This window comes from Bacillus sp. CZDM1 (assembly GCF_055502545.1).
Genome location: NZ_JBUESO010000001.1, coordinates 335,847 through 361,893, shown reverse-complemented (window position 1 = coordinate 361,893; position 26,047 = coordinate 335,847). Strand labels below are relative to the sequence as shown.

The window sequence follows — 26,047 nt, the reverse complement described above, 5'->3', positions numbered from 1 at the left end:
CGCTCTGACCAACAATATGTTCTAAATAACATTCCGTAAACATATGGTTTGTGGAGGAGAGGACAAGATTAAGGAGGAAAACAATCAAATGCGAGACTACATAAGGCGGCTTTTAATTGCCGCAATTATGGCGCTTTGTGTCAGCTTATTATTTTTAGGTGGAAAGCAGACTGAAGCGAGTATGCAGGAATCAAAGGAAATAAAAGCTGGATGGATATGGCCCGCTGATGGTGTCATATCTGATACATATGGAACAAGGCGTGGAACACATAAGGGAATCGATATAGCGGGCAGGTTAAACGCTCCTGTTATCGCTGTAGAAGATGGGGTTGTGGGCAAATCCTATTATTCAAAGACTTATGGGAATGTAATATTTCTTAAGCACCCAAATAACTATGTTACGGTTTATGCCCACTTAAATAAGCGGCTTGTAAATACAGGTCAAGAGATTAAACAAGGTGCTAGAATAGGGATGATGGGAAGAACGGGTGAATCAACAGGTGTTCATCTTCACTTTGAGAGTCATGAGGTAGAATGGACATTTGATAAGAAAAATGCAATTGATCCAGAAACGCTGCTTGGTCATACTGAGGTAGGTGTGGCAGTAAAAGGTGGAATGGCAAGTAGCACCAATATTCTTGCAGCAAGTACGTATGTAAATAGCGAAAAGGCACATTATATTGTACAAGCGGGAGATACACTAACCTCCATTGCAAAGAAAAGCAATTTATCAGTTGCGGAGCTAAAAGAAGTCAACCAACTAAAGTCAGATCTTATCCTGCCTGCACAAGTTTTAGTCATTCAAAAATAATTAATATTACACTAACCTTCACAATTGGTTAGTGTTTTTTTCTTTTCAATACGAATACTTACTAGTATAATGAGGGAGTAATTAAATATCGATCTATCTTCGGGGCAGGGTGAAATTCCCGATCGGCGGTATTAGAGTTAAACTCTTGAGCCCGCGAGCTTTTATGGCAGGATTTGGTGTAATTCCAAAGCCGACAGTATAGTCTGGATGGGAGAAGATGGAGGTTCGCGACGTTCAAAAAATGCTGGTATATTGAACGTTTATTAAGAGCGCCTTTGTAAAACTCCCTCAAGATTACTTTCTTGAGGTTTTTTATTTTTACTAGGACACCTTAAAAGCTGCTGAACCTCTCTTCCTAACTTGATGGATCAAAAAGGAGAGAGGAAAAAGAATGAAGAAAAAAATGAGTGTCAAAGCAATTGTATCAATTGGAATGCTGAGCAGTATCGCATATCTTTTAATGCTGATAAACTTCCCGCTTCCACCATTTCCAAATTTCTTATTTATTGATTTCAGCGATATCCCAGCATTAATCGCTGCATTAATTTTTGGACCTGTTGCAGGAATATTAGTTGAGTTTTTCAAGAACGCACTCAATTATATTGCTACTGGAAGTGCAACTGGAATTCCGGTTGGACATATTGCGAATTTCCTTGCAGGTATTCTGTTTGTATTGCCAACCTACTATGTATACAACAAAATGAGAACCCGAAAAGGAATGACATTCGCACTGATTGCAGGAACCCTTATTATGGCGGTAATGATGAGCATTTTAAATTACTTATTTATTTTACCGGCATATACCTCGCTGTTGAAGTTTCCTGACATGCGAAATTTAGTGGTGCCGTGGATTTTACCATTTAATATCATTAAAGGCATAATCATGTCTTCTATATTTATGCTGCTATTCATCAGAATGCAGTCATGGATTAATAAATTAACAATTGTAAAAAGTGCTTAAAAGAAAAGAAATCAGGCTTGTTGCCTGGTTTCTTTTATTTGATTGAGAATAAATAACCCCCGCCAAAGGATGACGAGGGTAGCAGCTTAACAATATTTTAATGACAAAATATTATTCGAATTTAGTTGGATTGCCGTCAAATGCTTCGTCAGCAACTTTAATTGAATCAGTTGGACAGCCTTCGAAAGCATCCATCATGTCATCAATTAATACATCAGGGATTTCTACAATACCCTCGTTATCATCAAGAGTTACAAATGCAATACCCTCATCATCATAATCGTAAATGTCTGGTGCTGCTGCTCCACATGCTCCGCATGCAATGCAAGTTTCTTTGTCAACAATCGTGTACTTTGCCATGAAAAAAAAACCTCCCAATAAAATAACTTACTCATTCCATATTAAATGGAAACGCATTACTCATTCCTATTGTAAAACTGAATGAGTAACTTTTCAATAGTAAAATACTCTATAGGATTTGGATTACCTAATCTTCCACATTTTTTAGCAACACGACTACCACTTTCATGATAGAATAGGGATAGAAAAATAGGTGATTTTGTCGATTATAAGCAAAAAGTGGTGGAATGGAATGTGTGAAATAGAAAATATTTTATTATATTGTTTGAAACAATTAAACGGTGAAAGAACAATTTATTCCATCTATCACCTTTTAAATGGGAAAAAATCATCACAAACACTTCAGGATGCACATTTATTTTCACTTAAAAGGTACTTTCGAATTCTTGAACCATTAACGCGCGAATCTTTTGATAAAATTTTCAACAACTTACTTGAGGGAAAAATGGTGGAAGCCTCTGGGGATCAAAGATTTAAACTTACCTCTAGAGGACAAGCATACTTATTGCAACATCCACAGCCATCCTATATAAATGGTTGGAAGTATCAACTTAATACATTGCTATTTTGGGAAAGACTGTCCCTGCTGGTTCAAGTAGCTTCTAATATTATATTTAAAGAAACGAAATACATCCCCATTCAAAAAAATTCTGAGGTTCATAACTGGTTGAAGGACTTTTTAAAATCTACCTCGATCCCAAAGCAAAAGCTAGGGGAGATTCTCTATTCAGAATTAGTGGGTATTTTTGAACAGGAAAAAGATATCAACCCTTCCGTATTGGTTTTTAGATTAACGGGATATCAACAAATTGGATTGACCTCTATGCAAACGGCGAAAATGCTGAATTTTGATTTACTTCAATATCATCTCGCCTTTATCAATTGCCTCCATTGCTTAATCCAATGCATTGAAAAAAATCCTGCTCGTTATCAGGTGTTATCATCGCTGTTAGCAAATTTTGAACAAAAAGATTCCTTAACTCATTCTTCACGTAAAACCTGGGAACTTTTAAATCAAGGTTTTTCCCTGGAGGAGATCGCAGGTATTCGTCATTTAAAAATAAGTACAATAGAAGATCATATTGTAGAATTTGCTTTAAATATTAAAGGATTTTCCATTAATTCCTATGTGGAGGAAGAAACCCAACAGAAGATCTTAGAAATTTCACGGCAAGAATCTACTAGGCAGCTTAAAGTAATTAGGAACATTTTTAAAGAGACTTCCTACTTTCAAATTAGACTCGTTCTGGCAAAGTATGGTGATAGACAATGGAATTAGAAAAACTTTTATTTACGCATTTTGGTTATCAAACATTTAAAACGGGGCAAAAGGAAGTGATCTCGTCTTTGCTCGGGGGGAACCATACGATTGCGATGCTTCCTACAGGCACAGGTAAATCTTTATGTTACCAGCTTCCAGGGTATTGTCTTGATGGGCAGATATTAATCATTTCTCCTCTGTTATCTCTAATGCAGGATCAGGTGGAGCAATTAATGAAATTTGGTGAAAAACGGGTTATTGCTTTAAACTCTTTTCTTGCTTCTGATAAGCGAGGCTATGTATTACGGAATTTAACAAAATTTAAATATATTTTTGTTTCGCCAGAAATGTTAAGCCTGCCTGCTATTATGAAAAAGCTGCAAGCCCTTAACATCTCGTTATTTGTAGTGGATGAGGCACATTGCATTTCACAATGGGGCTACGATTTCCGTCCAGATTATTCTAAGCTGGGAGATTTTCGAAAGAAACTCGGGAATCCGCTAACCCTTGCATTAACAGCAACCGCCACCAAAAAGGTAAGAGAGGATATTATCCAATCTCTTGATTTAGAGGAATTTAGTAAGATTGATTCGACGATTGACCGTCCGAATATTGCCTTTTATGTTGAAGAAGTACCTAATTATAAGGATAAGCAATCCCGTTTGATAGAATTAGTTCTTCAGTTACAAAAGCCGGGAATTATATATTTTTCAAGTAAAAAGGTTGCGGAACAAATGGCTTCTCTATTAGTAGAGAAGGGGATTATGAGAGCAATGGCTTACCATGGAGGCTTAGACCAGGAACAAAGAATCTTAATACAGCAGCAATTTATTCACGGACAACTTGATGTGATTTGTGCAACAAGTGCTTTTGGTATGGGGGTTAATAAAGAAAACATTCGATTTATCATCCATTACCATATGCCAATGCAAATCGAATCATATCTGCAAGAAATTGGCCGAGCTGGGCGTGATGGCGAAGCTAGTATTGCAATATTATTATATTCACCTGGTGATGAACAGCTTCCTATTCAGCTCGCGGAAGGAGAACTACCCTCTGATCTGCAAATTGATTGGCTGTTCGCACATTTAGTTCACAGTGAAATATCGAATGAATATTTCTTAGAAGGTAACCAGTATTTAAGGGAGCAAGGAGGCTTTTCTGAGGTCCAATGGCGTATTATTCAGGACTTAATCAAAAACCCTCAAGGCTCTTCCGATTTAGAACAGTTAAAGCGTACAATAAAAGAATTCGTAAATGAAAGATTAAAAGTAAAGAAAGATAGTATTAATTTTCTAAAAAAATGGATTAAGTCAAAATCATGTAGAAGAGATTTAATTCTGAATTACTTTGAAGAAGTTGCTGTTAAAGGGAGTGTCAGGAATTGCTGCGATATTTGCGGAATCCACTTTGATCAATATCATGCACCTGAGAGAGAACAAACGAATCCTATGTTTGAAGGAATGTGGAAAGATTATCTAGCCAATATTCTACTAAATAGTGAGTTGAGTAAATGAAAAATAAATATAATGAATTAATCAAAGGATTAACCGATAGAGAAATACTCTTTCATTTATACATGACCCAAATCATACTCCTAGTTATTACTATTGTTTTAGGTTTTCTTTTGTTTGATCAATTTTCATTTATGAAGGCAATTGATTTTTCTGATATAAGAATTTTGTTGATCGGCGTTCCTGCAGGGGTTGCGGTTGTCATTTTAGATATTCTATTAATGAAATGGCTTCCGTCATCTTATTATGATGATGGCGGTTTGAACAAAAGAATTTTTAAAAATAGAAGTATCTTCCACATAGCCTGGATTGCTGCATTTGTAGCAATTAGTGAAGAATTACTATTTCGAGGAGTTATCCAAACAAAGGTTGGACTCATTCTAGCAAGTCTTATATTTGCTGTCATCCATTATCGATACCTTTTTAATTGGTTTTTATTTACTAATATTGTAGTTCTTAGTTTTTTCATAGGTTACATGTATGAATGGAGTGAAAATTTAGCTCTTACAATAGTTATGCACTTTACAATAGATTTTTTATTAGGACTTTATATTAAATATAGACACTCCAAAGAGATAGTTGAACAGGAGGGACTGTTTCATGAATAAAGAAGAACCTTTCAGAACCGAGGCGGAAAGGCTTAAACGGCGTATTGAAAAAATAAACGAAGAAACAACCGAAGGTCGTGAAAAATTACCCCCAAGAGAACAGATTCATAGGGCGAAGAGAACGAAAACAAAATTGAAGGTAAAGTATCCGATTATTCGAATATTGGTATTATTTTTTATACTTCTTCCTATCGTTATTTTTAGTGCTTACTCCTATCTTGAGGAGGGAAAAAGCAAAAAGACAGAAAAAGTCACAGGTGAATCTTCTGGATATGAAGTTATTAATTTTGAAAAGTCTGAAACAGAAAGCAACAGTATTAACAAAGTTGCTGAGGAAAAAGAAGATAATTCAACAGTGGAGAATGAGGAAGATGTAATAGAAGTCCAACAGCCAGTCAGCCCAGAAACTCCGATACTGGATCCCGTTTCAGAACAAGGAAATAGTAGTGTACCGAACACTGATAAAAATAGCAGTGCTTCTACAGAAACAATCATTACCCATACCGTCAAAACGGGAGAAAATCTCTATCGTATTTCTTTGAAGTATTATCATTCAAAAGCTGGAGAGGAACTCATCCGAAAAGCGAATAATTTAAAGGGAAATGAAATCATAGTTGGACAAGTCTTAAAAATCCCCGTGAAAAAGTAACCGATCAATTTTTGATCGGTTTTTTTTAATGAATTTTTCATAATTTATCGGACAAGTTCATATTTATGTTAATGAGGTGTTGATAGTATGGATAAAACAATTTGTTCACTTGCGCATACGGATGAAGCAACAAAACAAATGCTAGAAAACGTCCGAAAAAGAAAGGTTAAGTTTGATACCGTTAAAAGATGGCACTATTTATCTATTTATTCTATGCTGCTGTTTGCTTTCCTATTTTTTAGTTATTTCTATTTTATGATTGCTAAACAATACTCTTATTCTTTTTTTGCGATGTTTTCTGCTTCTGTTAGTGATGCCATTAATATCAGTTTGCTGGCTGGTACAGTCATATTGTATGGTGCGATGAATGTATTAAGGCAGCAGAAGGATAAAAAGGAGAAAGAATACCAGGAATTAAGGTGTGAAATTGTCAATCGCAGTAAGGATTTATGGAAAAAGGAAGAGCATTGGAAAAATCGCCATGTAGATTTTGATGTAATAAAGAAAACCTATGATATTAACCTTTATCACGAAAAAAAATAAGAAGCAGCTTAAGGCTGCTTCTTCTAGACATTAAAAAAATATCTTCTTCCCTTGTTCATCCTTTAATATTTCGACTGCTTCAAGGAAGCGTTGTGAATGAATGATTTCTCTTTCGCGGAGGAACCTTAAACCATCATTTAAATCTGGGTCATCGCTTAGATTAATGATCCATTGGTAAGTAGCCCTTGCTTTTTCTTCTGCTGCAATATCTTCGTAAAGGTCAGCAATTGGGTCACCTTTAGCTTGTATATAAGAAGCAGTCCATGGCACCCCAGATGAATTTTCGTAATAGAGAGCATTATCATGTATGGCATAGTGATCACCTATTCCGGCTGCCTTCATCATTTCTGGTGTGGCATCTTTCGTAAGTTTATAAATCATAGTGGCAATCATTTCCAAGTGTGCAAACTCCTCTGTGCCAATATCTGTTAATAAACCAATTACTTTATCAGGTATGGAATATCGCTGGTTTAAATATCTTAAAGCCGCAGAAAGTTCGCCATCTGCACCGCCATATTGCTCAACTAAATATTTTGCTAATGTTGGATTACAAGTACTTACACGGACCGGATATTGAAGCTTTTTCTCATAAATCCACATACAAATCCCTCCCTCTGATTATAAAATTAGATTTAAACTTGCCAAGGCCATGGAGGTTCGTTCCAGTTCCATGGGTGTCCGGAATAGCTGTTGCCAAACTGTTGAAGAGGACCAAATTGACTTTCAAATGCCTTTTTTATCGTTTTTCTTTCTTTTGCATAATGGTTGAATTGTTTTATGGCTTCAAGGTCGTCAGGGTGTGTGTCTAAATAAAGTGTTAATTCGACTAAGACAAAATCAACTGCTTGGAGTTGTTCCATTATTTGATAATATTCTGGCGGGATTTGTTTCATCTTGGAATTCCCCCCTTTGCCTTCTCAAATGGGTTGAAATAGGGGTCGTAAAATGGTTTCCAAAGTGTTCCTGCTCTCAGTGCTTCCTGTGGTGAGAATTGTGGAAGATTAGGTGGTTGAAATCCCATATATATATTTGGGGGAGTTGAATAAGTTTTTTCTAGAATCGGCTTGCAGGGGTCAAATGGACTAGCAATAGGGTGCCAGGTTTTATATAGAGTAAACATAGTAGCCCTCCCTTAATTAACATCATTAATAAATATGAAAATATTTCTCTTTCATGACATAAATCTTTGCTATGCAGCAGGGTATTTCATCAAAATGTTGAAGTATAATAAGGTTATTAATAACTTTGAGGTGATTGAAAGTGTTTGTAAAAAATATGATGATTCCAAATCATGCTTGTGTTACTGTGCAGGAAAACACATCATTGGCAGAAGCTTTAGAACAATTGGAAACCCACCAGATTGATGGAGTGCCAGTTTTACTAGGTGAAAAGTATCTAGGTGTTGTTACACGCTACAAAATTTATGAGAACTACTTTCTGTCCGGAAAACAGAAGGATGAATATTTAAGCAGCGTCACAGTTAAAGAGATTGCTACATATCAAGAGAAGTACCTACTAGGTGAAGAAGTATTTGAAAAAACTCTGCTGGACTTAAAAGACTTCCCGCTGTTAGCTGTAGTTGACTTAAATCGTAAATTTCTAGGGGTTGTAACACGATCTGATGTCCTTTCAACTTTTCAGAGTGCTTTTGGAGTAAATCGCCCAGGGGTAAGGATTGCTTTTACATCAGTAGAAACAGAAGGGCGTATTGCTCGACTTTCTGAAATTGCCCATCACTTCCATGAACATATTATCTCGCTCGTCACGTTTGATGAGACAGATAAATTAGTTCGAAGAATTGTCATGAAGGTAGAAAAGAAAGATAATATTGATAGGTTTACAAAGAAACTTGAGGAACAAGGTTTTCGTATTTTGAGCATTCAAGAAGACTAGTAAATCTGAATGGAAAGAATCCAAATCCTTCTCATACAATGAATGGGGGGGATTTTTGTGTTGAGGATCATTTGGCGGCTATTATTTATTTTTGTATGTGGTTATTTGGTTATTGAATGGTTTCCAATTACTTATCCATTTCATCTTGCTGATATTTTGGTCGGACCGATTATTTATCCATTGGAGTTTTTTGCTGCCTCATTAGCTTTTTTCTTGGGATTAGTCATCAGTCTGCAACTATTTCGAGAGCTTCTTCAACTTACTTTTAAAATAGTGAAGCAAAAACGGAGCAAACGTTAGTCCTGTTTGGTTTTAGTTTTCTTTATGGTATGATTTTAGCTAGAACATTAAAATTGGAAAAGGGGAAAATATGGGTTATATTATCGTTTTGCTTCTGATCATAGGAGCAGGTTTAATCTTGTATATGGTAAAAGAAGCTTTCCTTAATCATGTGGTACATCATGAGATGACTTTCGAAGATTTTCCAAGTTCCTTTGGATCTGTATCGATTTTCTTTATCTCAGATATTCACAAGCGTCTTATTTCCGATGATATTATCACAGCTGTGATGGGGAAAACAGATATCGTGGTAATTGGCGGCGATTTGATGGAGAAGAAGGTTCCCTTTGAAAAAGTAAGAATGAACCTTGAGAAATTAAAACAATTAGGACCCGTGTATTTTGTTTGGGGCAATAATGATTATGAAACAGATTTTCGTAAATTAGATGCCATTCTTTTGGATTATGGAGTAAAAGTATTGGATAATACTGCAGCTATTTTTGAATCGGCAAAAGGTGATAAATTATCATTGCTGGGTGTAGATGCCTTAAATCAAGAAAGAGACAGACTTGACTTGGCATTACTAGATGCTGAGGATAATAGCTTTAAGATATTGGCAAGTCATTACCCTGACATTACGGACAAAATTATGCCAGAACATAAAATCAGCCTCGTGTTAAGTGGTCACACCCATGGAGGACAAATACATATTCTAGGTTATAGTCCATACAAAAAAGGTAAAGTAGAAAAATTAGAAAACACTACGTTGTTAATTAGTAATGGTTATGGCACGACAAGTGTGCCACTTAGATTAGGAGCACCTGCACAATGTCATTTGATTACGATTAAGAACGAGCAGTAATACTCATTTTATGAATGGTTTGGTAATATCGGGGGAATTAAGATGGGTGATCAAGAAGGTAAATATAATATTAAAGCTGCTGCATTAATGCTGGGAATTCAACCTGGAACGCTAAGAGCATGGGAAAGACGTTATCAAATGATAGCACCAGTTAGAAATGAAGCAGGACATCGATTATATACAGAGGAACATATAAAAATTCTAAAGTGGTTAATAAAGAAGGTGAATCAGGGATTTACTATCAGTCAGGCGATTTCTTTAATGGGACATAATCAGATACATATCGATTCCGAAGCATTAAACCTAAATCTAGGTAATCCATTAATCAGTTTAAGTGATGGTCTGTATGACGCCTTAATCCACTTTGAACAGGAAAAGATAAACGAAGTAATTAATTCAATGTTTAGTATTTTCACAATGGAAAAAGTAATCATAGATATTTTCAGTCAAATCTTTAATAAAATTGAGGAATGTTTTAATGGAGGAAAAATAACCAAAGCTCAAAGGAATTATTCAGTATCATTCTTACAAGCACGAATTACAACCATTATTAATAGCTTTCCAACTAATGCTCATCTTACCAAAGCAGTATGTCTTACATTCTCACAAATCGGGGATGATATAGGAATAGGACAGCTCATTTTTAGCTTTTATTTAAGAAAACGCGGAGTAGAGGTAATAAATATAGGTGCATTTCATTCTGAAGAGGATATTTGGGAAACATTAGAGATTATCCATCCTGATTTATTTATCATCTCATGTGAAGATCAAAAAGACTTAGATGGCGCACTTTCACTTGTTGAACTGCTATCCAAAAATCATCAAGACTTTTCCGTTGGTATTTGTGGTGAAGCAATTATATTAATGAAACCCTCTGATAAGGAACAGTTTTCAACCTTTTTTCTTGGACAAACCGTAAATGAATGGGAAATGTGGCTAATGGAACGGATGGTATTTTAGACAAAGCACCAACCAACGCCATTGACATACACTAGGATAAGAGTTATGTCACGGCAGGGGGCAAAAGAGCATGCGCTTAGAACGCTTAACAGTCAATAAGATAAAAATTTTTTTAACCTCTGATGATTTAATGGAAAGGGGACTTTCCAAAGACGATATTTGGAAGGATTCAATAAAATGGCATCAACTCTTCCACGACATGCTGGAAGAGGCAAGCGAGGAATTTGATGTTGAGATTCAAGGGTCTGTAGCAGTAGAAATTTTTTCCTTACAGGCTCAAGGAATGATAATGATCATTACGGTTGATGAAAATATTGAAGAAGAAGAAGTATTATTTGATGGCTTTGTAGAAATGCAGGTTAGAGTTGAAGGGTGTGAAAACCTGCTATATCAATTCGATAGTATAGAAGATATTATCGATCTTTCTCACAGGCTGACACCACTGCAAGTTAGCGGCGGCAGTTTATTTTCCTATAATAATCGATATTACTTACTTATGAATAATCTAGACTCTTCATTAGTCGAAAAAATTGCAGCTTATTTATCTGAATACGGAAATCCTTCCATTCTTAGTACGCATGTACTTGCCGAGTATGGCAATCAAATTATTAAGGACAATGCGGTGGAAACGATACTAAAATATTTCAAATAGCTTTTTGTATCCTCAAGACAATGTAAGGAGTCCGCCGCTCCTTTTTTGTTTGATTAGAAAAACAACCCCTTTTTATTAAAATGGCAACGTTTACAAAAAATACTCGAAAAGTAGTGAAAAGTGTATTTTTCATCTTGCATAAATCCATTTGTCGTGTATACTTGTCTCTGAAAGCGACAACATTAGTTAAAGTGATTTTCTAGGAGGTTTACAGATGGTAGCCGAAAAAAGTAATGAAAAAACTAATCAAGAGGAAGAGAATAATGTTTTAACTTCAACACAGACAGTTATACATAAAGCTCTTGAAAAGTTAGGTTATCCTGAAGAAGTATATGAGCTCTTAAAAGAGCCATTACGTATGATGACAGTAAAAATACCAGTAAGAATGGATGACGGTTCAATAAAAATTTTTACCGGTTATCGTGCACAGCATAACGACGCTGTCGGTCCAACTAAGGGCGGAATTAGGTTTCATCCCAATGTATCAGAAACTGAAGTTAAGGCTCTTTCTATTTGGATGAGCTTGAAGTGTGGAATTGTTGATCTTCCATATGGCGGTGGAAAAGGTGGAATCATTTGTGATCCGCGAGATATGTCATTTAGAGAGCTAGAAAGGCTAAGCCGTGGATATGTACGAGCAATCAGTCAAATTGTTGGGCCAACAAAGGATATTCCGGCACCGGATGTTTTTACAAATTCTCAAATTATGGCTTGGATGATGGATGAATATAGTCGTATAGATGAGTTTAACTCTCCAGGATTTATTACTGGTAAGCCTCTTGTTCTAGGGGGCTCACATGGTCGTGAATCTGCTACTGCTAAGGGTGTAACAATATGTATCCGTGAAGCAGCACAGAAAAAAGGGATACAAATTGAGGGTGCCAGGGTCGTTGTTCAAGGCTTTGGTAATGCAGGAAGCTTCTTATCTAAATTCATGCATGATGCAGGAGCTTTGGTTGTTGGTATTTCTGATGCTTATGGCGCATTATATGATCCAAATGGACTTGACATTGATTACCTGCTAGACCGTCGAGATAGCTTTGGTACGGTAACGAAATTATTCAATAATACGATTACGAATAAAGAATTATTAGAACTTGAGTGTGACATTCTTGTACCGGCAGCAATTGAAAATCAAATTACAGCTGAAAATGCACATAATATTCGTGCAAGCATAGTGGTAGAGGCTGCAAACGGTCCTACAACACTTGAGGCAACTGAAATACTAACAGAGCGTGGTATTTTACTTGTACCAGATGTACTTGCATCTGCTGGCGGAGTAACGGTTTCCTACTTTGAATGGGTTCAAAATAACCAAGGCTATTACTGGTCTGAGGAAGAAGTAGAAGAAAAACTCGAAAAAGTAATGGTAAAATCATTTAATAATATTTATGATACAGCACAAACACGCCGTGTAGATATGCGCTTAGCCGCTTATATGGTTGGGGTAAGAAAAATGGCAGAAGCAAGCCGATTTAGAGGCTGGATATAAAAGCTTTATGATTGAAACATATTGGAAAAACTCCTATCATTGTCGGGTAGGAGTTTTTTTGTGGAATAATATATTGAGGTGATCAATTTGCAATTAGAAGACATTATTATTGTCGGAGGGGGACCTTGTGGATTAGCTGCTGCTATTGCCTTCCAAGAAATTGGGCTTAACCCGCTTATTATTGAAAAAGGGAATGTGGTAAATGCCATCTATCATTACCCAACACATCAAACATTTTTTAGTACTAGTGAAAAGCTAGAAATCGGGGATGTTCCATTTATCACAGAAAGCTATAAACCGAAACGAAATCAAGCACTCGTATATTATCGGGATGTTGTGAAGCGTAAACAACTGCGTATTAACTCTTTTGAAAAGGTATCAAAGGTGTTGAAAGTAGAAAATGGTTTTCAAGTAGTTACCAATAAACAGATTTATCAAACAAAGTTTGTGGTGGTTGCTACAGGATACTATGATCACCCGAACTATATGAATGTGCCCGGGGAAGATTTGCCTAAAGTATCTCATTACTTTAAAGAAGCACACCCGTATTTTGATAAGGATGTTTGTGTTATCGGAGGCAAGAACTCCAGTGTAGATGCAGCTCTTGAACTAGTTAAAGCTGGTGCTAGAGTTACTGTTTTATACAGAGGGAAAGAATATTCCTCGAGCATAAAGCCATGGATTCTCCCGGAATTTGAGGCATTAGTTCGGAACGGTACCATAACCATGGAGTTTAATTCTGATATTATTGAGATAACAAATGAACAGGTAAGATATAAAAAGGATGGAGAAGATAAGACCATATACAATGAATTCGTTTTTGCGATGACGGGTTATCGACCAGATCATCAATTCTTAAAAAATATGGGGATTAATATTGACGAGGAAACGGGAAGGCCGCTTTATAATCCTGACACCATGGAAACGAATATGGAGGGTATATATATCGCAGGAGTAATTGCAGCAGGTAATAATGCTAACGAAATATTTATTGAAAATGGCAGGTTTCATGGAGGTCTTATTGCTCAATCAATCAAAGAAAAACCTAAAAAATTGAATAAAGGGTGAAAATAATATATGAAAAAGGTTGTTTTGTTAACAACTGGCGGAACAATTGCCAGTAAACCCAACAAAGATTCAGGTAAATTAGCTTCTGGGGAGCTAACGGGTGAAGAGCTGGCAGCGATGTGTAATCTGCCGAAGGATATTGAGGTGGTTGTCGAATCCGTATTTCAAAAGGCAAGCATACATATTACGTTTGATGATTTAGTGGTTTTAAAGAATAAAATCAAACAATATTATGAGGATGATAAGGTTTCCGGTATAGTGGTAACGCATGGAACAGACACACTTGAAGAAACAGCTTACTTTCTTGATTTAACCATATTGGATCCGCGTCCAGTGGTCATTACAGGGTCGCAGAGGTCTCCTGAAGACTTAGGAAGTGATGTCTTTATAAACCTAAGACATGCTATATATTCAGCCTGTTCAGAGGATTTACGGAATGCTGGTGCTGTTGTCGTGTTCAATGAACGAATATTCGCTGCCCGATATGTGAAAAAAGAGCATGCCTCCAATATCCAGGGATTTAACGTCTTTGGATTCGGGTACCTGGGTATTATTGATAATGATGTAGTCCATATTTTCCAAAAGCCAATAAAGCGTGAATATTTTGCTGTTCAGTCACCTATTCCACAAGTCGAAATTATAAAATGTTATATTGGAGCTGATGGGAAATTTATTAAGGCTGCCAGAGAATCCGGAGTCAGAGGGATTATCCTTGAAGGTGTGGGACGAGGTCAAGTGGCTCCTCAAATGATGGTGGAAATAGAAAAATCACTTTCAGAAGGAATTGTCATGGTGATTACAACGAGTGCTGAAGAAGGTTCTGTGTATACCACTTATGATTATAAAGGCAGTGCGTATGATTTATACAATAAGGGTGTAATCCTTGGAAGTGATAATGACTCCAAAAAAGCAAGAATTAAATTAGCGGTTGCACTTGCAAGCGGAATAGAGAAAATAAACTTTTAATAGACAAATCGAAAATGGATATAATCTTTGATTCAATTAATGACAATATCATGTTAGGATTAAGTTAACGAATTATTTGAAATGAGGACTATCCATGCTGGGAATATTATCAGCCGGCATCGCCCCTGGTCTGGCCTTGCTGAGTTATTTTTATTTAAAAGATGAATATGAGTCAGAGCCAATTTCCGTCGTTTTTAGGACCTTCATGTACGGTGCTCTTCTGGTGTTTCCAATCATGTTTATTCAGCATGTGCTTCATACGGAGAATATTATTAAATCTGGATTTATTGATGCATTCCTTTCCTCGAGTCTGCTAGAAGAGTTTTTTAAATGGTTTATCTTGTTCTATGCGATTTACCAGCATGTTGAATTTGATGAACCGTTTGATGGGATTGTATATGGCGTGGCTGTTTCTCTTGGTTTTGCCACTGTTGAAAATATATTTTATTTAGTTGCTAATGGAATTGAACATGCAATGGCAAGAGCCTTGCTCCCTGTCTCAAGTCATGCCTTATTCGGAGTCATTATGGGATTTTACATTGGAAAAGCAAAATTTACTGAAGGCAAAAAAACAAAGTGGGTATTAATATCATTACTTTTACCGTTCATCCTGCATGGTTCTTATGATTATATTTTAATTTCACAAGAAAACTGGCTATATATTATTTTACCTTTTATGATCTTCCTTTGGTGGTTTGGCTTAAGAAAGGTTAAAATGGCGAAAATATTAACGACAAACCATAAGAAAAAACAATATTCAGCACAAAATTCCTTTCATTCTTAAAGAGAAATTTCCTTCATTCTAAATGAAGGGGATTTTTTTTGAATAAATTTGCCATTAAAACAAAAAATAGGCTTACATCTAAAAAGATTTACAACTGGGGGTTACTTTACCATGAAGAAGAAAATTGTTAAATTTATTTTTCCACTCTTAATCTCCCTTTGTATGGTGCCATTTACGTTTCTAGAGGACGACAGGGCATATGCATTCTCTAACCAGGTTATTCAACAAGGTGCTGTTGGAGATGATGTCATCGAGCTTCAATCTAGACTTCAGTATTTGGGCTTTTACAATAGGAAAATTGATGGTGTGTTCGGGTGGAGCACCTATTGGGCACTAAGAAATTTCCAATATGAGTTTGGATTGCCAATTGATGGCCTTGCAGGTACAGAGACAAAGGCAAAATTAGCTAAAGCAAGCAAATATAATAAGCAGTTTGTAAAGGAACAAATCAACAAAGGTAATAAATTTACTCATTATGGCGGAGTGGACCAAAAAAAGCAGAGTGCACCAAACCCTAAAGCACAACCGAAAACACAACCAAACGCTCAACCAAAAGAACAACCAAAAGAACAACCGAAAGAACAACCGAATGCTCAACCGAAAGCACCAGCTAATACGGCTAATCCTAAACAGGCTGCACCAAAGCCTGCTGAACCAAAAGCTCCACCCAAAAAACCAACGGCAGCGAATACGCCAGGTGGTTTCTCAAGTAACGATATCCAATTAATGGCGAATGCTGTGTATGGGGAAGCCAGAGGTGAACCATATACAGGACAAGTTGCAGTAGCTGCCGTTATCCTAAATCGTGTTAATAGCGCATCCTTTCCAAACACTGTTTCAGGAGTTATTTTTGAACCGGGTGCATTTACCGCCGTTGCGGATGGACAAATTTGGCTGACACCAAACGAACAAGCTAAAAAAGCAGTATTAGATGCAATAAATGGCATTGATCCAACTGGGGAAGCCCTATATTATTTTAATCCGGTCACTGCCACAAGTAAGTGGATTTGGTCAAGACCACAAATTAAACGAATCGGGAAACATATATTTTGCGAATAGAGGGGTGAAAAGGATGATAAGAGGAATAATCATAGGTGTTCTAGCGGTAGGTGTTGCAGGAACAGCCTACTGGGGTTATCAAGAACATCGCGAGAAAAATGCAATTTTAATCAATGCTGAAAATAACTATCAACGTGCCTTTCACGATCTTACTTTTGAAATGGATTTACTTCACGATAAGATTGGAACGACTCTTGCAATGAATTCAAGATATTCCTTGTCACCTTCATTAGTAGAGGTTTGGCGATTAACTTCGGAAGCCCATAGTGATGTCGGTCAACTTCCGTTAACATTGCTCCCGTTCAATAAAACGGAGGAATTCTTGGCTCAAATTGGAAAGTTTAGTTATCAAACAGCAGTAAGAGATTTAGATAAAGAACCATTATCAGAAGAGGAGTATGAAACATTAAAGGTTTTATACAAGCAATCTGGTGAAATTCAAAATGAGCTTCGTAAAGTACAGCATATGGTATTGGAAAACAATCTACGCTGGATGGATGTTGAACTGGCGTTAGCTTCAGGAAAAGAAAAAACCGACAATACGATTATTGATGGGTTTAAAACAGTCGAAAAAACGGTTTCCGGCTATGATGAGAGCGATTTTGGCCCTAGCTTTACAAACATGCAGCAGAAAGATGATAATTTTAAGAAAATTAAAGGAAAAACCATTTCTGAAAAAGAAGCGATTAGTATTGCGAAAAAATATATGAAATTTGATGGAAATTCAGAAGTAAAAGTCACAGAGAGTGGTAAAGGTTCAGATTATGGTTTTTATAGTGTATCAATAAAAAATAAGAAAACTGGCCAAGAAGGCAGTATGGATATCACGAAAAAAGCAGGATACCCAATCTGGTTTATCAATCACCGAGAAGTTGACACACAGAAGATAAGCTTAAATGATGCAAATCTTAAAGCAGCAGCTTTTCTAAAGGAAAATGGTTATAAAAATCTAGAGTTGTTTGAGAGTATGCAATATGATAACACAGGCGTCTTTAATTTTGTTACGAGTGAGAACAATATTAGGATTTACCCGGAGGCCATTAAGGTTGAGGTCGCACTTGATAATGGAAATATCATTGGCTTCACAGCAGACGAATATCTAAAATCCTTCGAAACTAGGGAAGTAGAAAAACCGGTGCTGACCAGTGAACAAGCTCGCGCGAAAGTAAATCCTAACTTTAAAGTCATGGAAGAGAGACAAGCGATTATTGTTAATGATCTAAATAAGGAAGTACTGTGTTATGAATTCTTAGGAACGCTTGGAGATGATACCTACCGAATCTTCATTAGTGCCAAAGACGGGACCGAAGAAGAAGTAGAAAAATTAAAGAACGCCGAGGAAGTTTACGACGAAGTTATTTAAGGTTTCAGAATAAAATCATACTATCACTCCAATAATAGTAGTAATTGGAATTGGAGTGATGGTATGAAAATAGTAGAAAGAATATTAATAAAGACAGTTATTATCCAATTTATCTTTCTTTTTCTAGCGCAGCTATTCTTACATCAGTTAGATATCTTTCCACAGTTAGAACAATTAACAAAATATGAGGGAGTAAATGAAAATACATTTACTGAGATATTACAAACCTTTAACGGTAATTAACAAAGCAGAATTCCTGCTTTTTTTTTATTCTTAAAATGGGAAAAGTAATAAGAAATTTAAATATAAAAATGTTTAAAAAAAGAGGCTTCCACCTTTCTTATGGTAAAATAAAAATATAGGTCTACGAGACGATCATGAATGAATGACTTAGGAGGATTTATGGAAAACAAAATATCAATTGCCATTGACGGCCCTGCTGCAGCCGGCAAGAGTACAGTAGCAAAAGTTGTTGCAGAAAATTTATCCTACATTTATATAGATACAGGTGCTATGTATCGCGCTTTGACATACAAAGCATTGGCAAATAACATTAATTTAGAAGATGAAAACAGTTTATTAAACACTTTCCTAGCAACAAAGCTAGAACTTTATCCATCCCCAAATGGACAAATGGTATTTCTTGATGGGCAAGAAGTAACAGAAGCTATTCGAACATCAGAAGTAACAAATTCTGTTTCGCTGGTAGCTACACACCAAAGGGTTCGTGAAGAAATGGTGAGAATGCAACAATCCTTTGCAGTAAATGGAGGGGTTGTTATGGATGGGAGAGATATAGGGACCCATGTGCTTCCAAATGCGGAGATTAAGATTTTCTTGCTTGCGAGTGTTGAAGAAAGAGCAGCTAGACGCCATACGGAAAATCTCCAAAAAGGCTATCCTTCCAATCTGGAACAGTTAAAGGAAGAAATTGCCCGTCGTGATAAAATAGATTCTGAACGAGAGTTTGCACCATTAAAAAAAGCAGACGATGCAATGGAAATTGACACAACATCCTTGGATATTCCTGAAGTAGTAGAAAAAATAATGGCCCTCGTGCATGAAAGGGTTGGATAAGTGTGACGTTTTATACGTTTGCTAGATCGGTTGTCGCTGGTTTTATTAAACCGTTGTACAGAATTGAGGTTATTGGACTAGAGCATTTTCCTAAAGATGGAGGAGTGCTCTTATGCACCAATCATATTCATAATTTTGATCCTTTAGTCGTTGGCATTTCAACGCCTAGACCAGTCCATTTTATGGCAAAGGAAGAAATTTTTAAAGTTCCTGTTTTGGGTAATGTCGTTAGAAAGTGTAATGCATTCCCAGTAAAGAGAGGAATGGGGGACCGGGAGGCATTAAGAGCGGGATTAAAGATATTAAAAGAAGGAAATGTTTTCGGGCTCTTTCCTGAAGGGACTAGAAGCAAAACAGGTGAGATCGGAAAAGGGTTATCGGGAGCGGGCTTTTTTGCACTAAGAACAGATGCTGATGTGGTGCCTTGCGCCATTATTGGACCATACAAAAGTTTCGGTAAATTGAAAGTGGTTTATGGAAAGCCGATTGCAATGGAAGATATGAGAAGCAGGAAAGCCTCTGCAGATGAGGTAACTGAATTAATTATGTCAGAAATCCATAAACTTATAAAAGAGTACCGATAGGTTCTGCTTGACAAAATAAGCTATTTGTAAGAAGTTAATAAAAAGAGATTTTATTAGAATATTCACTCGTTTTTCATGTAATTAGAAAATATATATTTAACATGCAGTAAATGGATTAAGGAGGAATACATATGTCGGAAGATATGAATCAAGTAGAAGTGAAAAACTATACCATTGGAGATAAAGTCTCTGGACAAGTCACCAAGGTAGAAGAAAAACAGGTAATAGTAAATATTCAAGATAGTAAACATGACGGTATTATCCCTATAAGTGAGCTTTCCAGCCTTCATGTTGAAAAAGCCTCTGATGTAGTGTCTGAAGGTGATGAATTAGATCTTGAAGTACTAAAAGTCGAAGAGGATGCTATTATCTTATCAAAAAGAAAAATCGATGCCGGGAAAGCATGGGTAAATCTTGAGAGACTTTTCAATAGCGGTGAAGTATTTGAAACTGAAGTGAAAGATGTAGTAAAAGGCGGTCTGGTCGTTGATCTTGGCGTACGAGGATTTGTTCCTGCGTCTTTAGTAGAAGCACATTTTGTTGAAGATTTTACAGATTATAAAGGTAAGAATCTAACTTTTAAAATTGTTGAACTTGATAAGGAAAAAAATCGTTTAATCCTTTCTCACCGTGCAGTGGTGGAAGAAGAGAAGGGAAAACACAAGAAAAATATCTTAAATAGTATTACGCCTGGACAAGTTATTGATGGTACGGTACAAAGAATTACAGATTTTGGTGCATTCGTTGATATTGGCGGTATTGATGGACTCGTTCATATATCCCAATTGTCATATCAACATATTGATAAACCATCAGATGTAGTCCAAGAAGGACAAAAAGTAAAAGTTAAGGTTTTGAATGTGGATCGTGATAATGAAAGAATTTCTTTATCTATCAAAGAAACACAGCCAGGACCATGGTCTGATGTAGCTGAAAAAGCACCAAAGGGCAGCACCTTAACTGGGACCGTTAAACGATTAGTATCATATGGTGCCTTTGTGGAAGTTTTCCCAGGGGTTGAAGGACTTGTTCATATCTCACAAATTGCTCACAAACATATTGGTACACCACATGAGGTATTGAAGGAAGGACAAGAAGTACAAGTAAAAGTACTAGATGCGAACGAGCAAGAGCAGAGACTCTCTCTTAGCATCAAAGACCTTCTCGAAAAAGATGCTGATGAGAACTTCGATTACGAACTTCCTGAAGAATCTAAAGGTTTCCAGCTTGGTGAAATGATTGGCGATAAATTAAAGAATCTAGGAAAATAATGGTGATAATCAGTGTCTAGATCTGAACGGAAATGGGACCATATTCGCTATGCCTTAGAAACAGGGCAAAAACGATTAACAGCATTTGATGATATTCAATTTATTCATCAAAGTTTACCAAACATTAATGTTTCGGATGTTTCTATTCACCAAAAAGTTGGCGGACTTTCTTTAAGTTCGCCAATTTTTATCAATGCAATGACAGGAGGCGGAGGCGATAAAACCTATTCTCTGAACAAGCAGCTGGCAATGGTAGCGAGGGAAGCAGGTCTTGCGATCGCAGTGGGGTCACAAATGTCAGCATTGAAAGATAAATCTGAGAGATATACATATGAAGTTGTTCGAAAAGAAAACCCTTCTGGAGTTCTTATTGCTAACATAGGAAGTGAGGCAACTCCTGATTTAGCAAATGCAGCTATTGAAATGATTGAGGCAAATGCCTTACAGGTACATTTAAATGTAATCCAGGAGCTTGCTATGCCTGAAGGAGACCGGGAATTCTCTGGGGCTTTAAGGAGAATTGAAAAAATTGTAAAAGAGGTTAACGTTCCCGTTATTGTTAAAGAGGTTGGATTTGGTATGTGCAAAGAAACTGTTGAATCTCTTTCATCTGTGGGAGTGTCTGTTGTAGATGTCGGTGGATTCGGAGGAACCAACTTTGCCGAAATAGAAAACAAGCGTAGTGATAAATCTAAAGCATTTTTTAATCAATGGGGAATTCCTACAGCAATCTCTATTTCTGAAGCCGCGCATGCTTCCATCCCCCTAACAATCATTGGTTCCGGTGGATTTTCTTCAAGCATTGATATTGCAAAAGGAATAGCATTAGGTGCGAGTGCTGTTGGCTTTGCGGGTTATTTCTTGAAGATTCTTGTTGAAGAGGGAATTGATTCTTTAAATGAAGAAATTTCATCACTTCATCATGGATTAAAAATAATTATGACTGCATTAGGAGCCAAATCTATTTTAGATTTACAAAGTGCTCCATTAATGATATCTGGTCAAATGCATCATTGGTTAACTCAGAGAGGAATCGATACCAAAACATACAGCCAGCGTACTATAAAATAAGCTCCCGCAGCCTTGCGGGAGCTTATTTTTTTAACTATACTTATTATCGTTTAATCCTCTTGCTTCTTCAGGGCTTTGAAGCTTAGTTGCTCCAGGATAGTGTAACGCCTGGTCACGGTCTGATTCAACTTTTCCACTTGCTTTTAACTTTTTTTCTTGTCGATCCTTTCCCATTTCTCCACACCTCCTACTATTAACATGATTTTCTTGCTTAAAGATTATTCAGGGAAGTATGAACTACATAAAGAAAACCGATAATGGAAATAATAGGAGGTGTATGATAATGGAAGGTTCATTGTTTTATTGGATACTTTGGTTGTTTTGGGTTTCCATAACTTTTTTTATGAACAAGCAAAATCCGTATCGTGCAAAATTAGCTGCTTGTATTTTAGTGGTCATTATTCTTTCAAATGTACATTTTACGGTTGATATTTTTCAGTTTTTTGCTAGTGGATTATTTTTGCTGCTATTATCTTATATTATTTTAAGTAAGAAAAAGCTGGGTTCGTTGCTATATGCCTTTATTTGTTCATTTATTGTAACCACTTCATACGTTACCTTTAACTTATTTGTCATTTTTGACCCAGTCTGGGTTGTGTTTCAAAAGGAATGGATGATGGGATTTTGCTTAAGCTGTCTGGCCATTATTTTGCAGAAGTCATTAAAAGATAGATTGTTGATTATTGTTAGCGGCACTATGCAGGGAGAGATACTCTATTCTTTTTACCTAAGTAAATTTGAATTTTCCTACCCAATAGGGGCAATCGCTTACCTAGATGTCTCGGCTCTAACAATTTTGCTGCTAGTAAGCTGGAGCGCCCTAGAAAATGCCGGTACCTACTTTCAAAACCATTTTCACTTTTTGGAAAAGGGCAAGCAAAAGTCATCTTAATATATTTTTGTTTTTGATAGCAGTCCAGCTTCAGGCGCCTTGCGCTTTTAAACTTACCATTGCAGGAAAGGATTCACATTGCTAAAATAATATGGTTAGACCCTTCTTTTGGATAGAAGGGTTTCTTTATCATTAGTACGCAATTGCTTAATTATATAATTGAGTTTCTCTGCTTTAACGATAAAATAACAAAATATTGATAAATATATGGATAGAAAGGATGGCGATTATTATGGTAAAACCTGTTATAGCCATTGTAGGGCGACCGAATGTTGGGAAATCGACCATTTTCAACAGAATTGTTGGAGAGAGGATATCTATCGTTGAGGATATCCCTGGAGTAACGCGTGATCGAATTTATAGCTCCGGGGAATGGTTGACACATGATTTTAATGTAATTGATACGGGTGGTATTGATATCGGGGATGAACCTTTTCTCGAGCAAATTCGCCAGCAGGCTGAAGTGGCCATTGACGAAGCAGATGTTATCATTTTTTTAACAAATGGCAGAGAAGGAGTTACCGCTGCAGACGAAGAGGTTGCAAAGATATTATATAAATCCAAAAAACCTATCGTATTAGCGGTTAACAAAATTGATAATCCTGAAATGCGTGAACAAATCTATGATTTTTATTCTTTAGGATTTGGAGAACCTATACCAGTATCAGGCTCTCATGGACTCGGATTGGGAGACCTTCTGGATGAGGCAGCTAAACATTTTCCAAAGGATAAGGGTCAGGATTATGATGCAGATGTCATTAAATTTTCTTTAATTGGCAGGCCCAATGTTGGGAAGTCATCGTTAGTCAATGCAATTTTGGGAGAAGAACGTGTTATTGTAAGTGATATTGCTGGAACAACAAGAGATGCTGTGGATTCACCTTATACGTATAATGGCGATAGGTATGTCATTATTGATACAGCTGGTATGCGGAAAAAAGGAAAAGTCTATGAGAGTACCGAAAAGTATAGTGTACTCCGTGCATTAAGGGCAATAGAACGGTCTGATGTTGTTTTAGTTGTTATTAATGCGGAAGAAGGAATCATCGAACAGGATAAGAAAATTGCCGGTTATGCACATGAAGCTGGCAGGGCAATTGTTATTGTAGTCAACAAATGGGATGCTGTTGAAAAAGATGAAAAAACAATGAAGGAACTTGAACAGAAAATTAGAGAGCATTTTCTCTACTTAAGTTATGCTCCGATTGTTTTCTTGTCAGCAAAGACGAAAAAACGTATTCATACACTATTACCAATGATTAATACAGCTAGTGAAAACCATTCAATGCGTGTCGAAACGAGCGTGTTAAATGATATAATTATGGATGCGGTAGCCATGAATCCAACACCAACGGATAAAGGTCGTCGATTAAAGATTTATTACACCACTCAAGTAGCTGTTAAACCGCCAACCTTTGTTGTTTTTGTTAACGAACCAGAATTAATGCATTTCTCTTATGAGCGCTTCTTAGAAAATCGAATCCGTGAAGCTTTTGGATTCGAGGGAACCCCGATAAAAATTTATGCCAGAGAAAGAAAATAATTTTACGGTGGGAGTGATCTAAATGCGGGAAAAGAAAGAAGCTGTAGCCGTTATTGGTGCTGGAAGCTGGGGAACAGCCCTTGCGATGGTCCTTGCAGACAATGGACATGAAGTCAGATTGTGGAGCCATAATGAATCCCAAGTTCAAGAAATTAATCAATACCATACGAATAAAAAATACTTGCCTGAAATACAGCTGCCAGAATTGATTGTCGGCTTTGCGTCAGTAAGGGACGCTTTGGCAGAAATTAAAACAGTTATTTTAGCGGTACCAACGAAAGCTATCCGCGAAGTACTTGGGAAGGTACGCAATGTTCAAAACTCACCTTTGACCATTGCACATGTTAGTAAAGGGATTGAACCTGATTCCCTTTTGAGAATATCAGAACTGATCAAAGAAGAAATGCCAACGGAGCTTTTAAAAGCTGTTGTTGTCCTTTCAGGCCCAAGCCATGCTGAGGAAGTCAGCAGGAGGCACCCAACAACTGTTACGGTTTCTTCTGAAGATATGAGTGCCGCTGAAGAGATTCAAGATTTGTTTATTAACCATAATTTTCGAGTTTATACGAATCCAGATGTTATTGGAGTTGAAATCGGCGGCGCATTGAAGAATATCATTGCCTTGGCTGCCGGAATAACGGACGGGCTGGGGTATGGTGATAATGCGAAAGCTGCATTAATAACAAGAGGTTTAGCAGAAATAGCTCGCTTGGGAACCAAAATGGGGGCTAACCCGTTAACGTTTTCTGGATTAGCAGGTATAGGAGATTTGATTGTAACTTGTACAAGCGTTCATTCAAGGAACTGGAGAGCTGGAAACCTTCTTGGTAAAGGGAATAACCTAGAAGAGGTTCTTGATAACATGGGAATGGTTGTAGAGGGTGTAAGAACAACGAAAGCAGCCTATCAGCTTGCCCAAAAGTATAACGTGAGTATGCCGATTACATGTGCCCTTTACGATGTATTATTTAATGGGAAAAACGCAAAAGATGCGGTGGATGTATTAATGGCCCGTGGTAAAACTCATGAAATGGAAGATTTGGTGAATATTCTTGAGGAAAGAAACCTTGAAGATTAAAAATTGTGTATTTTTCTCTGAAAAATAGGCATTCATTGAGTGCGTTTCCCCGCATGGTTGCATACAATGCAAGCGAAGCACACGTGTAGTATGAACCAAATGAATGGGTTGTTTAGTCACTAAGACTGAAGTAAGGAATTCGCCCCTCTTTACTTCAGTTTTTTTGTTTAGTAAAAAAACAAAAATTTTCATGAAAACATCTTCCTTATGGTATAATAGCTTTCGGAATAAGGGGGGTGTCCTAATGTCACCAGGTATGCTGAAAATGTGGATATCAATTGCGGGGATGGGTCTTATGTTCCTGGCGATTTTTACAATATATCTAAGTCGTTATAAGTTAAAAGGCATTCTAAAGGTTTTAACTGCTGTTTTAGCTTACATTTTTTTATTTATTTCAGGTATTACATTATTTGTTGTCCTTTTTACATAATACAAAAAAACAGGTG

The 26,047-nt window shown here is 36.7% G+C and carries 32 protein-coding genes and 1 riboswitch; of the genes, 27 read left to right on the top strand and 5 right to left on the bottom strand.

All coding sequences use genetic code 11. The features are described 5' to 3' along the window. The first annotated feature begins 88 nt into the window (after positions 1-88). Together ACY3XC_RS01950 and ACY3XC_RS01945 are read left to right on the top strand one after the other, a co-directional pair. Complete coding sequence (locus ACY3XC_RS01950) at positions 89-811, top strand: peptidoglycan DD-metalloendopeptidase family protein (RefSeq protein ID WP_464867061.1); 723 nt, start codon at positions 89-91, stop codon at positions 809-811. Positions 812-902: 91 nt separating this feature from the next. Continuing rightward, positions 903-1,034: riboswitch (FMN riboswitch) on the top strand. 168 nt (positions 1,035-1,202) lie between these two features. Then, positions 1,203-1,772, top strand: a complete 570-nt coding sequence (locus ACY3XC_RS01945; RefSeq protein WP_306430720.1) for an ECF transporter S component — start codon at positions 1,203-1,205, stop codon at positions 1,770-1,772. A 111-nt stretch (positions 1,773-1,883) separates the two neighbouring features. Here ACY3XC_RS01945 and ACY3XC_RS01940 read toward each other — a convergent pair whose 3' ends face one another. After that, positions 1,884-2,132 (bottom strand): ferredoxin, encoded by a 249-nt coding sequence (locus tag ACY3XC_RS01940; RefSeq protein WP_024030326.1) that lies wholly within the window; start codon positions 2,130-2,132, stop codon positions 1,884-1,886. 232 nt (positions 2,133-2,364) lie between these two features. On the opposite strand from ACY3XC_RS01940, the gene ACY3XC_RS01935 reads away from it, so the two are divergent. The 5 genes from ACY3XC_RS01935 (at position 2,365) to ACY3XC_RS01915 (ending at position 6,707) form a co-directional block, all read left to right on the top strand. Next, the gene (locus ACY3XC_RS01935) at positions 2,365-3,411 is read left to right on the top strand and encodes a YpbB family protein (protein WP_464867060.1); all 1,047 of its coding nucleotides are present in this window, start codon (positions 2,365-2,367) and stop codon (positions 3,409-3,411) included. Then, entirely contained in the window at positions 3,402-4,910 is a 1,509-nt protein-coding gene (locus tag ACY3XC_RS01930) for a RecQ family ATP-dependent DNA helicase (protein WP_464867059.1), read from the top strand. Before ACY3XC_RS01935 ends, ACY3XC_RS01930 begins: the two co-directional genes overlap by 10 nt. Next, positions 4,907-5,515, top strand: a complete 609-nt coding sequence (locus tag ACY3XC_RS01925) for a lysostaphin resistance A-like protein (protein ID WP_464867058.1) — start codon at positions 4,907-4,909, stop codon at positions 5,513-5,515. Before ACY3XC_RS01930 ends, ACY3XC_RS01925 begins: the two co-directional genes overlap by 4 nt. Further along, a complete protein-coding gene (locus ACY3XC_RS01920) occupies positions 5,508-6,164 on the top strand; it encodes a LysM peptidoglycan-binding domain-containing protein (protein ID WP_464867057.1) in 657 nt (218 codons plus the stop codon). Before ACY3XC_RS01925 ends, ACY3XC_RS01920 begins: the two co-directional genes overlap by 8 nt. Before the next feature lie 87 nt (positions 6,165-6,251). Then, positions 6,252-6,707 carry a DUF2663 family protein gene (locus tag ACY3XC_RS01915; RefSeq protein ID WP_464867056.1) on the top strand — a complete coding sequence of 152 codons (456 nt, stop codon included), beginning with the start codon at positions 6,252-6,254 and terminating at the stop codon, positions 6,705-6,707. Positions 6,708-6,737: 30 nt separating this feature from the next. On the opposite strand, the gene ACY3XC_RS01910 is transcribed toward ACY3XC_RS01915, so the two are convergent. Genes ACY3XC_RS01910 through ACY3XC_RS01900 form a run of 3 tightly spaced genes read right to left on the bottom strand, consistent with a single transcriptional unit; the run spans position 6,738 to position 7,827 of the window. Beyond that, positions 6,738-7,307 carry a manganese catalase family protein gene (locus tag ACY3XC_RS01910; RefSeq protein WP_464867055.1) on the bottom strand — a complete coding sequence of 190 codons (570 nt, stop codon included), beginning with the start codon at positions 7,305-7,307 and terminating at the stop codon, positions 6,738-6,740. A 32-nt stretch (positions 7,308-7,339) separates the two neighbouring features. Then, on the bottom strand, positions 7,340-7,600 hold the full coding sequence (locus ACY3XC_RS01905) for a spore coat protein CotJB (protein WP_411254386.1): 261 nt from the start codon (positions 7,598-7,600) through the stop codon (positions 7,340-7,342). Next, on the bottom strand, positions 7,597-7,827 hold the full coding sequence (locus ACY3XC_RS01900) for a spore coat associated protein CotJA (protein WP_179156961.1): 231 nt from the start codon (positions 7,825-7,827) through the stop codon (positions 7,597-7,599). Before ACY3XC_RS01900 ends, ACY3XC_RS01905 begins: the two co-directional genes overlap by 4 nt. A 140-nt stretch (positions 7,828-7,967) precedes the next feature. Here ACY3XC_RS01900 and ACY3XC_RS01895 point away from each other — a divergent pair, with 140 nt between their 5' ends. The 16 genes from ACY3XC_RS01895 to fni all read left to right on the top strand — a co-directional run bounded on the left by ACY3XC_RS01895 (position 7,968) and on the right by fni (position 22,088). Continuing rightward, on the top strand, positions 7,968-8,600 hold the full coding sequence (locus ACY3XC_RS01895; RefSeq protein WP_464867054.1) for a CBS domain-containing protein: 633 nt from the start codon (positions 7,968-7,970) through the stop codon (positions 8,598-8,600). A gap of 57 nt (positions 8,601-8,657) precedes the next feature. After that, a complete protein-coding gene (locus ACY3XC_RS01890; RefSeq protein WP_464867053.1) occupies positions 8,658-8,900 on the top strand; it encodes a hypothetical protein in 243 nt (80 codons plus the stop codon). 70 nt (positions 8,901-8,970) lie between these two features. Further along, complete coding sequence (locus tag ACY3XC_RS01885; RefSeq protein ID WP_464867052.1) at positions 8,971-9,741, top strand: metallophosphoesterase; 771 nt, start codon at positions 8,971-8,973, stop codon at positions 9,739-9,741. Positions 9,742-9,783: 42 nt separating this feature from the next. Then, the gene (locus ACY3XC_RS01880; protein ID WP_464867051.1) at positions 9,784-10,701 is read left to right on the top strand and encodes a MerR family transcriptional regulator; all 918 of its coding nucleotides are present in this window, start codon (positions 9,784-9,786) and stop codon (positions 10,699-10,701) included. 70 nt (positions 10,702-10,771) lie between these two features. After that, positions 10,772-11,353 carry a genetic competence negative regulator gene (locus ACY3XC_RS01875; RefSeq protein WP_464867050.1) on the top strand — a complete coding sequence of 194 codons (582 nt, stop codon included), beginning with the start codon at positions 10,772-10,774 and terminating at the stop codon, positions 11,351-11,353. A 214-nt stretch (positions 11,354-11,567) separates the two neighbouring features. Next, positions 11,568-12,845: a Glu/Leu/Phe/Val family dehydrogenase gene (locus ACY3XC_RS01870; protein ID WP_464867049.1), complete on the top strand. Its 1,278-nt coding sequence runs from the start codon at positions 11,568-11,570 to the stop codon at positions 12,843-12,845. Between the two features lie 87 nt (positions 12,846-12,932). Then, a complete protein-coding gene (locus ACY3XC_RS01865) occupies positions 12,933-13,913 on the top strand; it encodes a YpdA family putative bacillithiol disulfide reductase (protein WP_464867048.1) in 981 nt (326 codons plus the stop codon). A gap of 9 nt (positions 13,914-13,922) precedes the next feature. Continuing rightward, a complete protein-coding gene (locus ACY3XC_RS01860; protein ID WP_464867047.1) occupies positions 13,923-14,879 on the top strand; it encodes an asparaginase in 957 nt (318 codons plus the stop codon). Between the two features lie 94 nt (positions 14,880-14,973). After that, positions 14,974-15,663 (top strand): glutamic-type intramembrane protease PrsW, encoded by a 690-nt coding sequence (gene prsW, locus ACY3XC_RS01855; RefSeq protein WP_179156952.1) that lies wholly within the window; start codon positions 14,974-14,976, stop codon positions 15,661-15,663. Between the two features lie 111 nt (positions 15,664-15,774). After that, the gene (sleB, locus tag ACY3XC_RS01850) at positions 15,775-16,722 is read left to right on the top strand and encodes a spore cortex-lytic enzyme (protein ID WP_464867046.1); all 948 of its coding nucleotides are present in this window, start codon (positions 15,775-15,777) and stop codon (positions 16,720-16,722) included. Between the two features lie 13 nt (positions 16,723-16,735). Continuing rightward, positions 16,736-18,085: a germination protein YpeB gene (gene ypeB, locus ACY3XC_RS01845; protein ID WP_464867045.1), complete on the top strand. Its 1,350-nt coding sequence runs from the start codon at positions 16,736-16,738 to the stop codon at positions 18,083-18,085. A 63-nt stretch (positions 18,086-18,148) separates the two neighbouring features. Then, the gene (locus ACY3XC_RS01840) at positions 18,149-18,328 is read left to right on the top strand and encodes a YpfB family protein (protein WP_464867044.1); all 180 of its coding nucleotides are present in this window, start codon (positions 18,149-18,151) and stop codon (positions 18,326-18,328) included. Between the two features lie 159 nt (positions 18,329-18,487). After that, the gene (gene cmk, locus ACY3XC_RS01835) at positions 18,488-19,162 is read left to right on the top strand and encodes a (d)CMP kinase (RefSeq protein WP_464867043.1); all 675 of its coding nucleotides are present in this window, start codon (positions 18,488-18,490) and stop codon (positions 19,160-19,162) included. A gap of 2 nt (positions 19,163-19,164) precedes the next feature. Beyond that, positions 19,165-19,746: a lysophospholipid acyltransferase family protein gene (locus ACY3XC_RS01830; RefSeq protein WP_464867042.1), complete on the top strand. Its 582-nt coding sequence runs from the start codon at positions 19,165-19,167 to the stop codon at positions 19,744-19,746. A gap of 131 nt (positions 19,747-19,877) precedes the next feature. Next, positions 19,878-21,017, top strand: a complete 1,140-nt coding sequence (gene rpsA, locus ACY3XC_RS01825; RefSeq protein ID WP_179156946.1) for a 30S ribosomal protein S1 — start codon at positions 19,878-19,880, stop codon at positions 21,015-21,017. Positions 21,018-21,029: 12 nt separating this feature from the next. Continuing rightward, positions 21,030-22,088 (top strand): type 2 isopentenyl-diphosphate Delta-isomerase, encoded by a 1,059-nt coding sequence (fni, locus tag ACY3XC_RS01820; protein WP_464867041.1) that lies wholly within the window; start codon positions 21,030-21,032, stop codon positions 22,086-22,088. A gap of 30 nt (positions 22,089-22,118) precedes the next feature. Here the strand turns inward: fni and ACY3XC_RS01815 are convergent, their stop codons facing one another. Next, positions 22,119-22,262 carry a YpzI family protein gene (locus tag ACY3XC_RS01815; RefSeq protein WP_095247280.1) on the bottom strand — a complete coding sequence of 48 codons (144 nt, stop codon included), beginning with the start codon at positions 22,260-22,262 and terminating at the stop codon, positions 22,119-22,121. Positions 22,263-22,371: 109 nt separating this feature from the next. Here ACY3XC_RS01815 and ACY3XC_RS01810 point away from each other — a divergent pair, with 109 nt between their 5' ends. The 4 genes from ACY3XC_RS01810 (at position 22,372) to ACY3XC_RS01795 (ending at position 26,031) form a co-directional block, all read left to right on the top strand. After that, a complete protein-coding gene (locus tag ACY3XC_RS01810; RefSeq protein WP_464867040.1) occupies positions 22,372-22,980 on the top strand; it encodes a YphA family membrane protein in 609 nt (202 codons plus the stop codon). A 232-nt stretch (positions 22,981-23,212) separates the two neighbouring features. Further along, entirely contained in the window at positions 23,213-24,523 is a 1,311-nt protein-coding gene (der, locus tag ACY3XC_RS01805; protein ID WP_179156943.1) for a ribosome biogenesis GTPase Der, read from the top strand. Positions 24,524-24,545: 22 nt separating this feature from the next. Beyond that, positions 24,546-25,601 carry an NAD(P)H-dependent glycerol-3-phosphate dehydrogenase gene (locus ACY3XC_RS01800; RefSeq protein ID WP_464867039.1) on the top strand — a complete coding sequence of 352 codons (1,056 nt, stop codon included), beginning with the start codon at positions 24,546-24,548 and terminating at the stop codon, positions 25,599-25,601. 244 nt (positions 25,602-25,845) lie between these two features. Further along, the gene (locus ACY3XC_RS01795) at positions 25,846-26,031 is read left to right on the top strand and encodes a DUF2768 domain-containing protein (RefSeq protein WP_179156941.1); all 186 of its coding nucleotides are present in this window, start codon (positions 25,846-25,848) and stop codon (positions 26,029-26,031) included. The last annotated feature ends 16 nt before the right edge of the window (positions 26,032-26,047 follow it).

Excerpts from the sequence above, each read along its gene's own strand:
- ACY3XC_RS01920 (WP_464867057.1), top strand. The coding sequence starts at position 5,508 with ATGAATAAAGAAGAACCTTTCAGAACCGAGGCGGAAAGGCTTAAACGG.
- ypeB (WP_464867045.1), top strand. The coding sequence starts at position 16,736 with ATGATAAGAGGAATAATCATAGGTGTTCTAGCGGTAGGTGTTGCAGGA.
- ACY3XC_RS01800 (WP_464867039.1), top strand. The coding sequence starts at position 24,546 with ATGCGGGAAAAGAAAGAAGCTGTAGCCGTTATTGGTGCTGGAAGCTGG.
- sleB (WP_464867046.1), top strand. The coding sequence starts at position 15,775 with ATGAAGAAGAAAATTGTTAAATTTATTTTTCCACTCTTAATCTCCCTT.
- ACY3XC_RS01875 (WP_464867050.1), top strand. The coding sequence starts at position 10,772 with ATGCGCTTAGAACGCTTAACAGTCAATAAGATAAAAATTTTTTTAACC.
- ACY3XC_RS01900 (WP_179156961.1), bottom strand. The coding sequence starts at position 7,827 with ATGTTTACTCTATATAAAACCTGGCACCCTATTGCTAGTCCATTTGAC.
- der (WP_179156943.1), top strand. The coding sequence starts at position 23,213 with ATGGTAAAACCTGTTATAGCCATTGTAGGGCGACCGAATGTTGGGAAA.
- ACY3XC_RS01945 (WP_306430720.1), top strand. The coding sequence starts at position 1,203 with ATGAAGAAAAAAATGAGTGTCAAAGCAATTGTATCAATTGGAATGCTG.
- ACY3XC_RS01925 (WP_464867058.1), top strand. The coding sequence starts at position 4,907 with ATGAAAAATAAATATAATGAATTAATCAAAGGATTAACCGATAGAGAA.
- ACY3XC_RS01950 (WP_464867061.1), top strand. The coding sequence starts at position 89 with ATGCGAGACTACATAAGGCGGCTTTTAATTGCCGCAATTATGGCGCTT.
- ACY3XC_RS01905 (WP_411254386.1), bottom strand. The coding sequence starts at position 7,600 with ATGAAACAAATCCCGCCAGAATATTATCAAATAATGGAACAACTCCAA.
- ACY3XC_RS01815 (WP_095247280.1), bottom strand. The coding sequence starts at position 22,262 with ATGGGAAAGGATCGACAAGAAAAAAAGTTAAAAGCAAGTGGAAAAGTT.
- ACY3XC_RS01860 (WP_464867047.1), top strand. The coding sequence starts at position 13,923 with ATGAAAAAGGTTGTTTTGTTAACAACTGGCGGAACAATTGCCAGTAAA.
- ACY3XC_RS01935 (WP_464867060.1), top strand. The coding sequence starts at position 2,365 with ATGTGTGAAATAGAAAATATTTTATTATATTGTTTGAAACAATTAAAC.
- rpsA (WP_179156946.1), top strand. The coding sequence starts at position 19,878 with ATGTCGGAAGATATGAATCAAGTAGAAGTGAAAAACTATACCATTGGA.
- ACY3XC_RS01795 (WP_179156941.1), top strand. The coding sequence starts at position 25,846 with ATGTCACCAGGTATGCTGAAAATGTGGATATCAATTGCGGGGATGGGT.
- ACY3XC_RS01910 (WP_464867055.1), bottom strand. The coding sequence starts at position 7,307 with ATGTGGATTTATGAGAAAAAGCTTCAATATCCGGTCCGTGTAAGTACT.
- ACY3XC_RS01880 (WP_464867051.1), top strand. The coding sequence starts at position 9,784 with ATGGGTGATCAAGAAGGTAAATATAATATTAAAGCTGCTGCATTAATG.
- cmk (WP_464867043.1), top strand. The coding sequence starts at position 18,488 with ATGGAAAACAAAATATCAATTGCCATTGACGGCCCTGCTGCAGCCGGC.
- ACY3XC_RS01870 (WP_464867049.1), top strand. The coding sequence starts at position 11,568 with ATGGTAGCCGAAAAAAGTAATGAAAAAACTAATCAAGAGGAAGAGAAT.
- ACY3XC_RS01940 (WP_024030326.1), bottom strand. The coding sequence starts at position 2,132 with ATGGCAAAGTACACGATTGTTGACAAAGAAACTTGCATTGCATGCGGA.
- ACY3XC_RS01915 (WP_464867056.1), top strand. The coding sequence starts at position 6,252 with ATGGATAAAACAATTTGTTCACTTGCGCATACGGATGAAGCAACAAAA.
- ACY3XC_RS01885 (WP_464867052.1), top strand. The coding sequence starts at position 8,971 with ATGGGTTATATTATCGTTTTGCTTCTGATCATAGGAGCAGGTTTAATC.
- ACY3XC_RS01810 (WP_464867040.1), top strand. The coding sequence starts at position 22,372 with ATGGAAGGTTCATTGTTTTATTGGATACTTTGGTTGTTTTGGGTTTCC.
- prsW (WP_179156952.1), top strand. The coding sequence starts at position 14,974 with ATGCTGGGAATATTATCAGCCGGCATCGCCCCTGGTCTGGCCTTGCTG.
- ACY3XC_RS01840 (WP_464867044.1), top strand. The coding sequence starts at position 18,149 with ATGAAAATAGTAGAAAGAATATTAATAAAGACAGTTATTATCCAATTT.
- ACY3XC_RS01930 (WP_464867059.1), top strand. The coding sequence starts at position 3,402 with ATGGAATTAGAAAAACTTTTATTTACGCATTTTGGTTATCAAACATTT.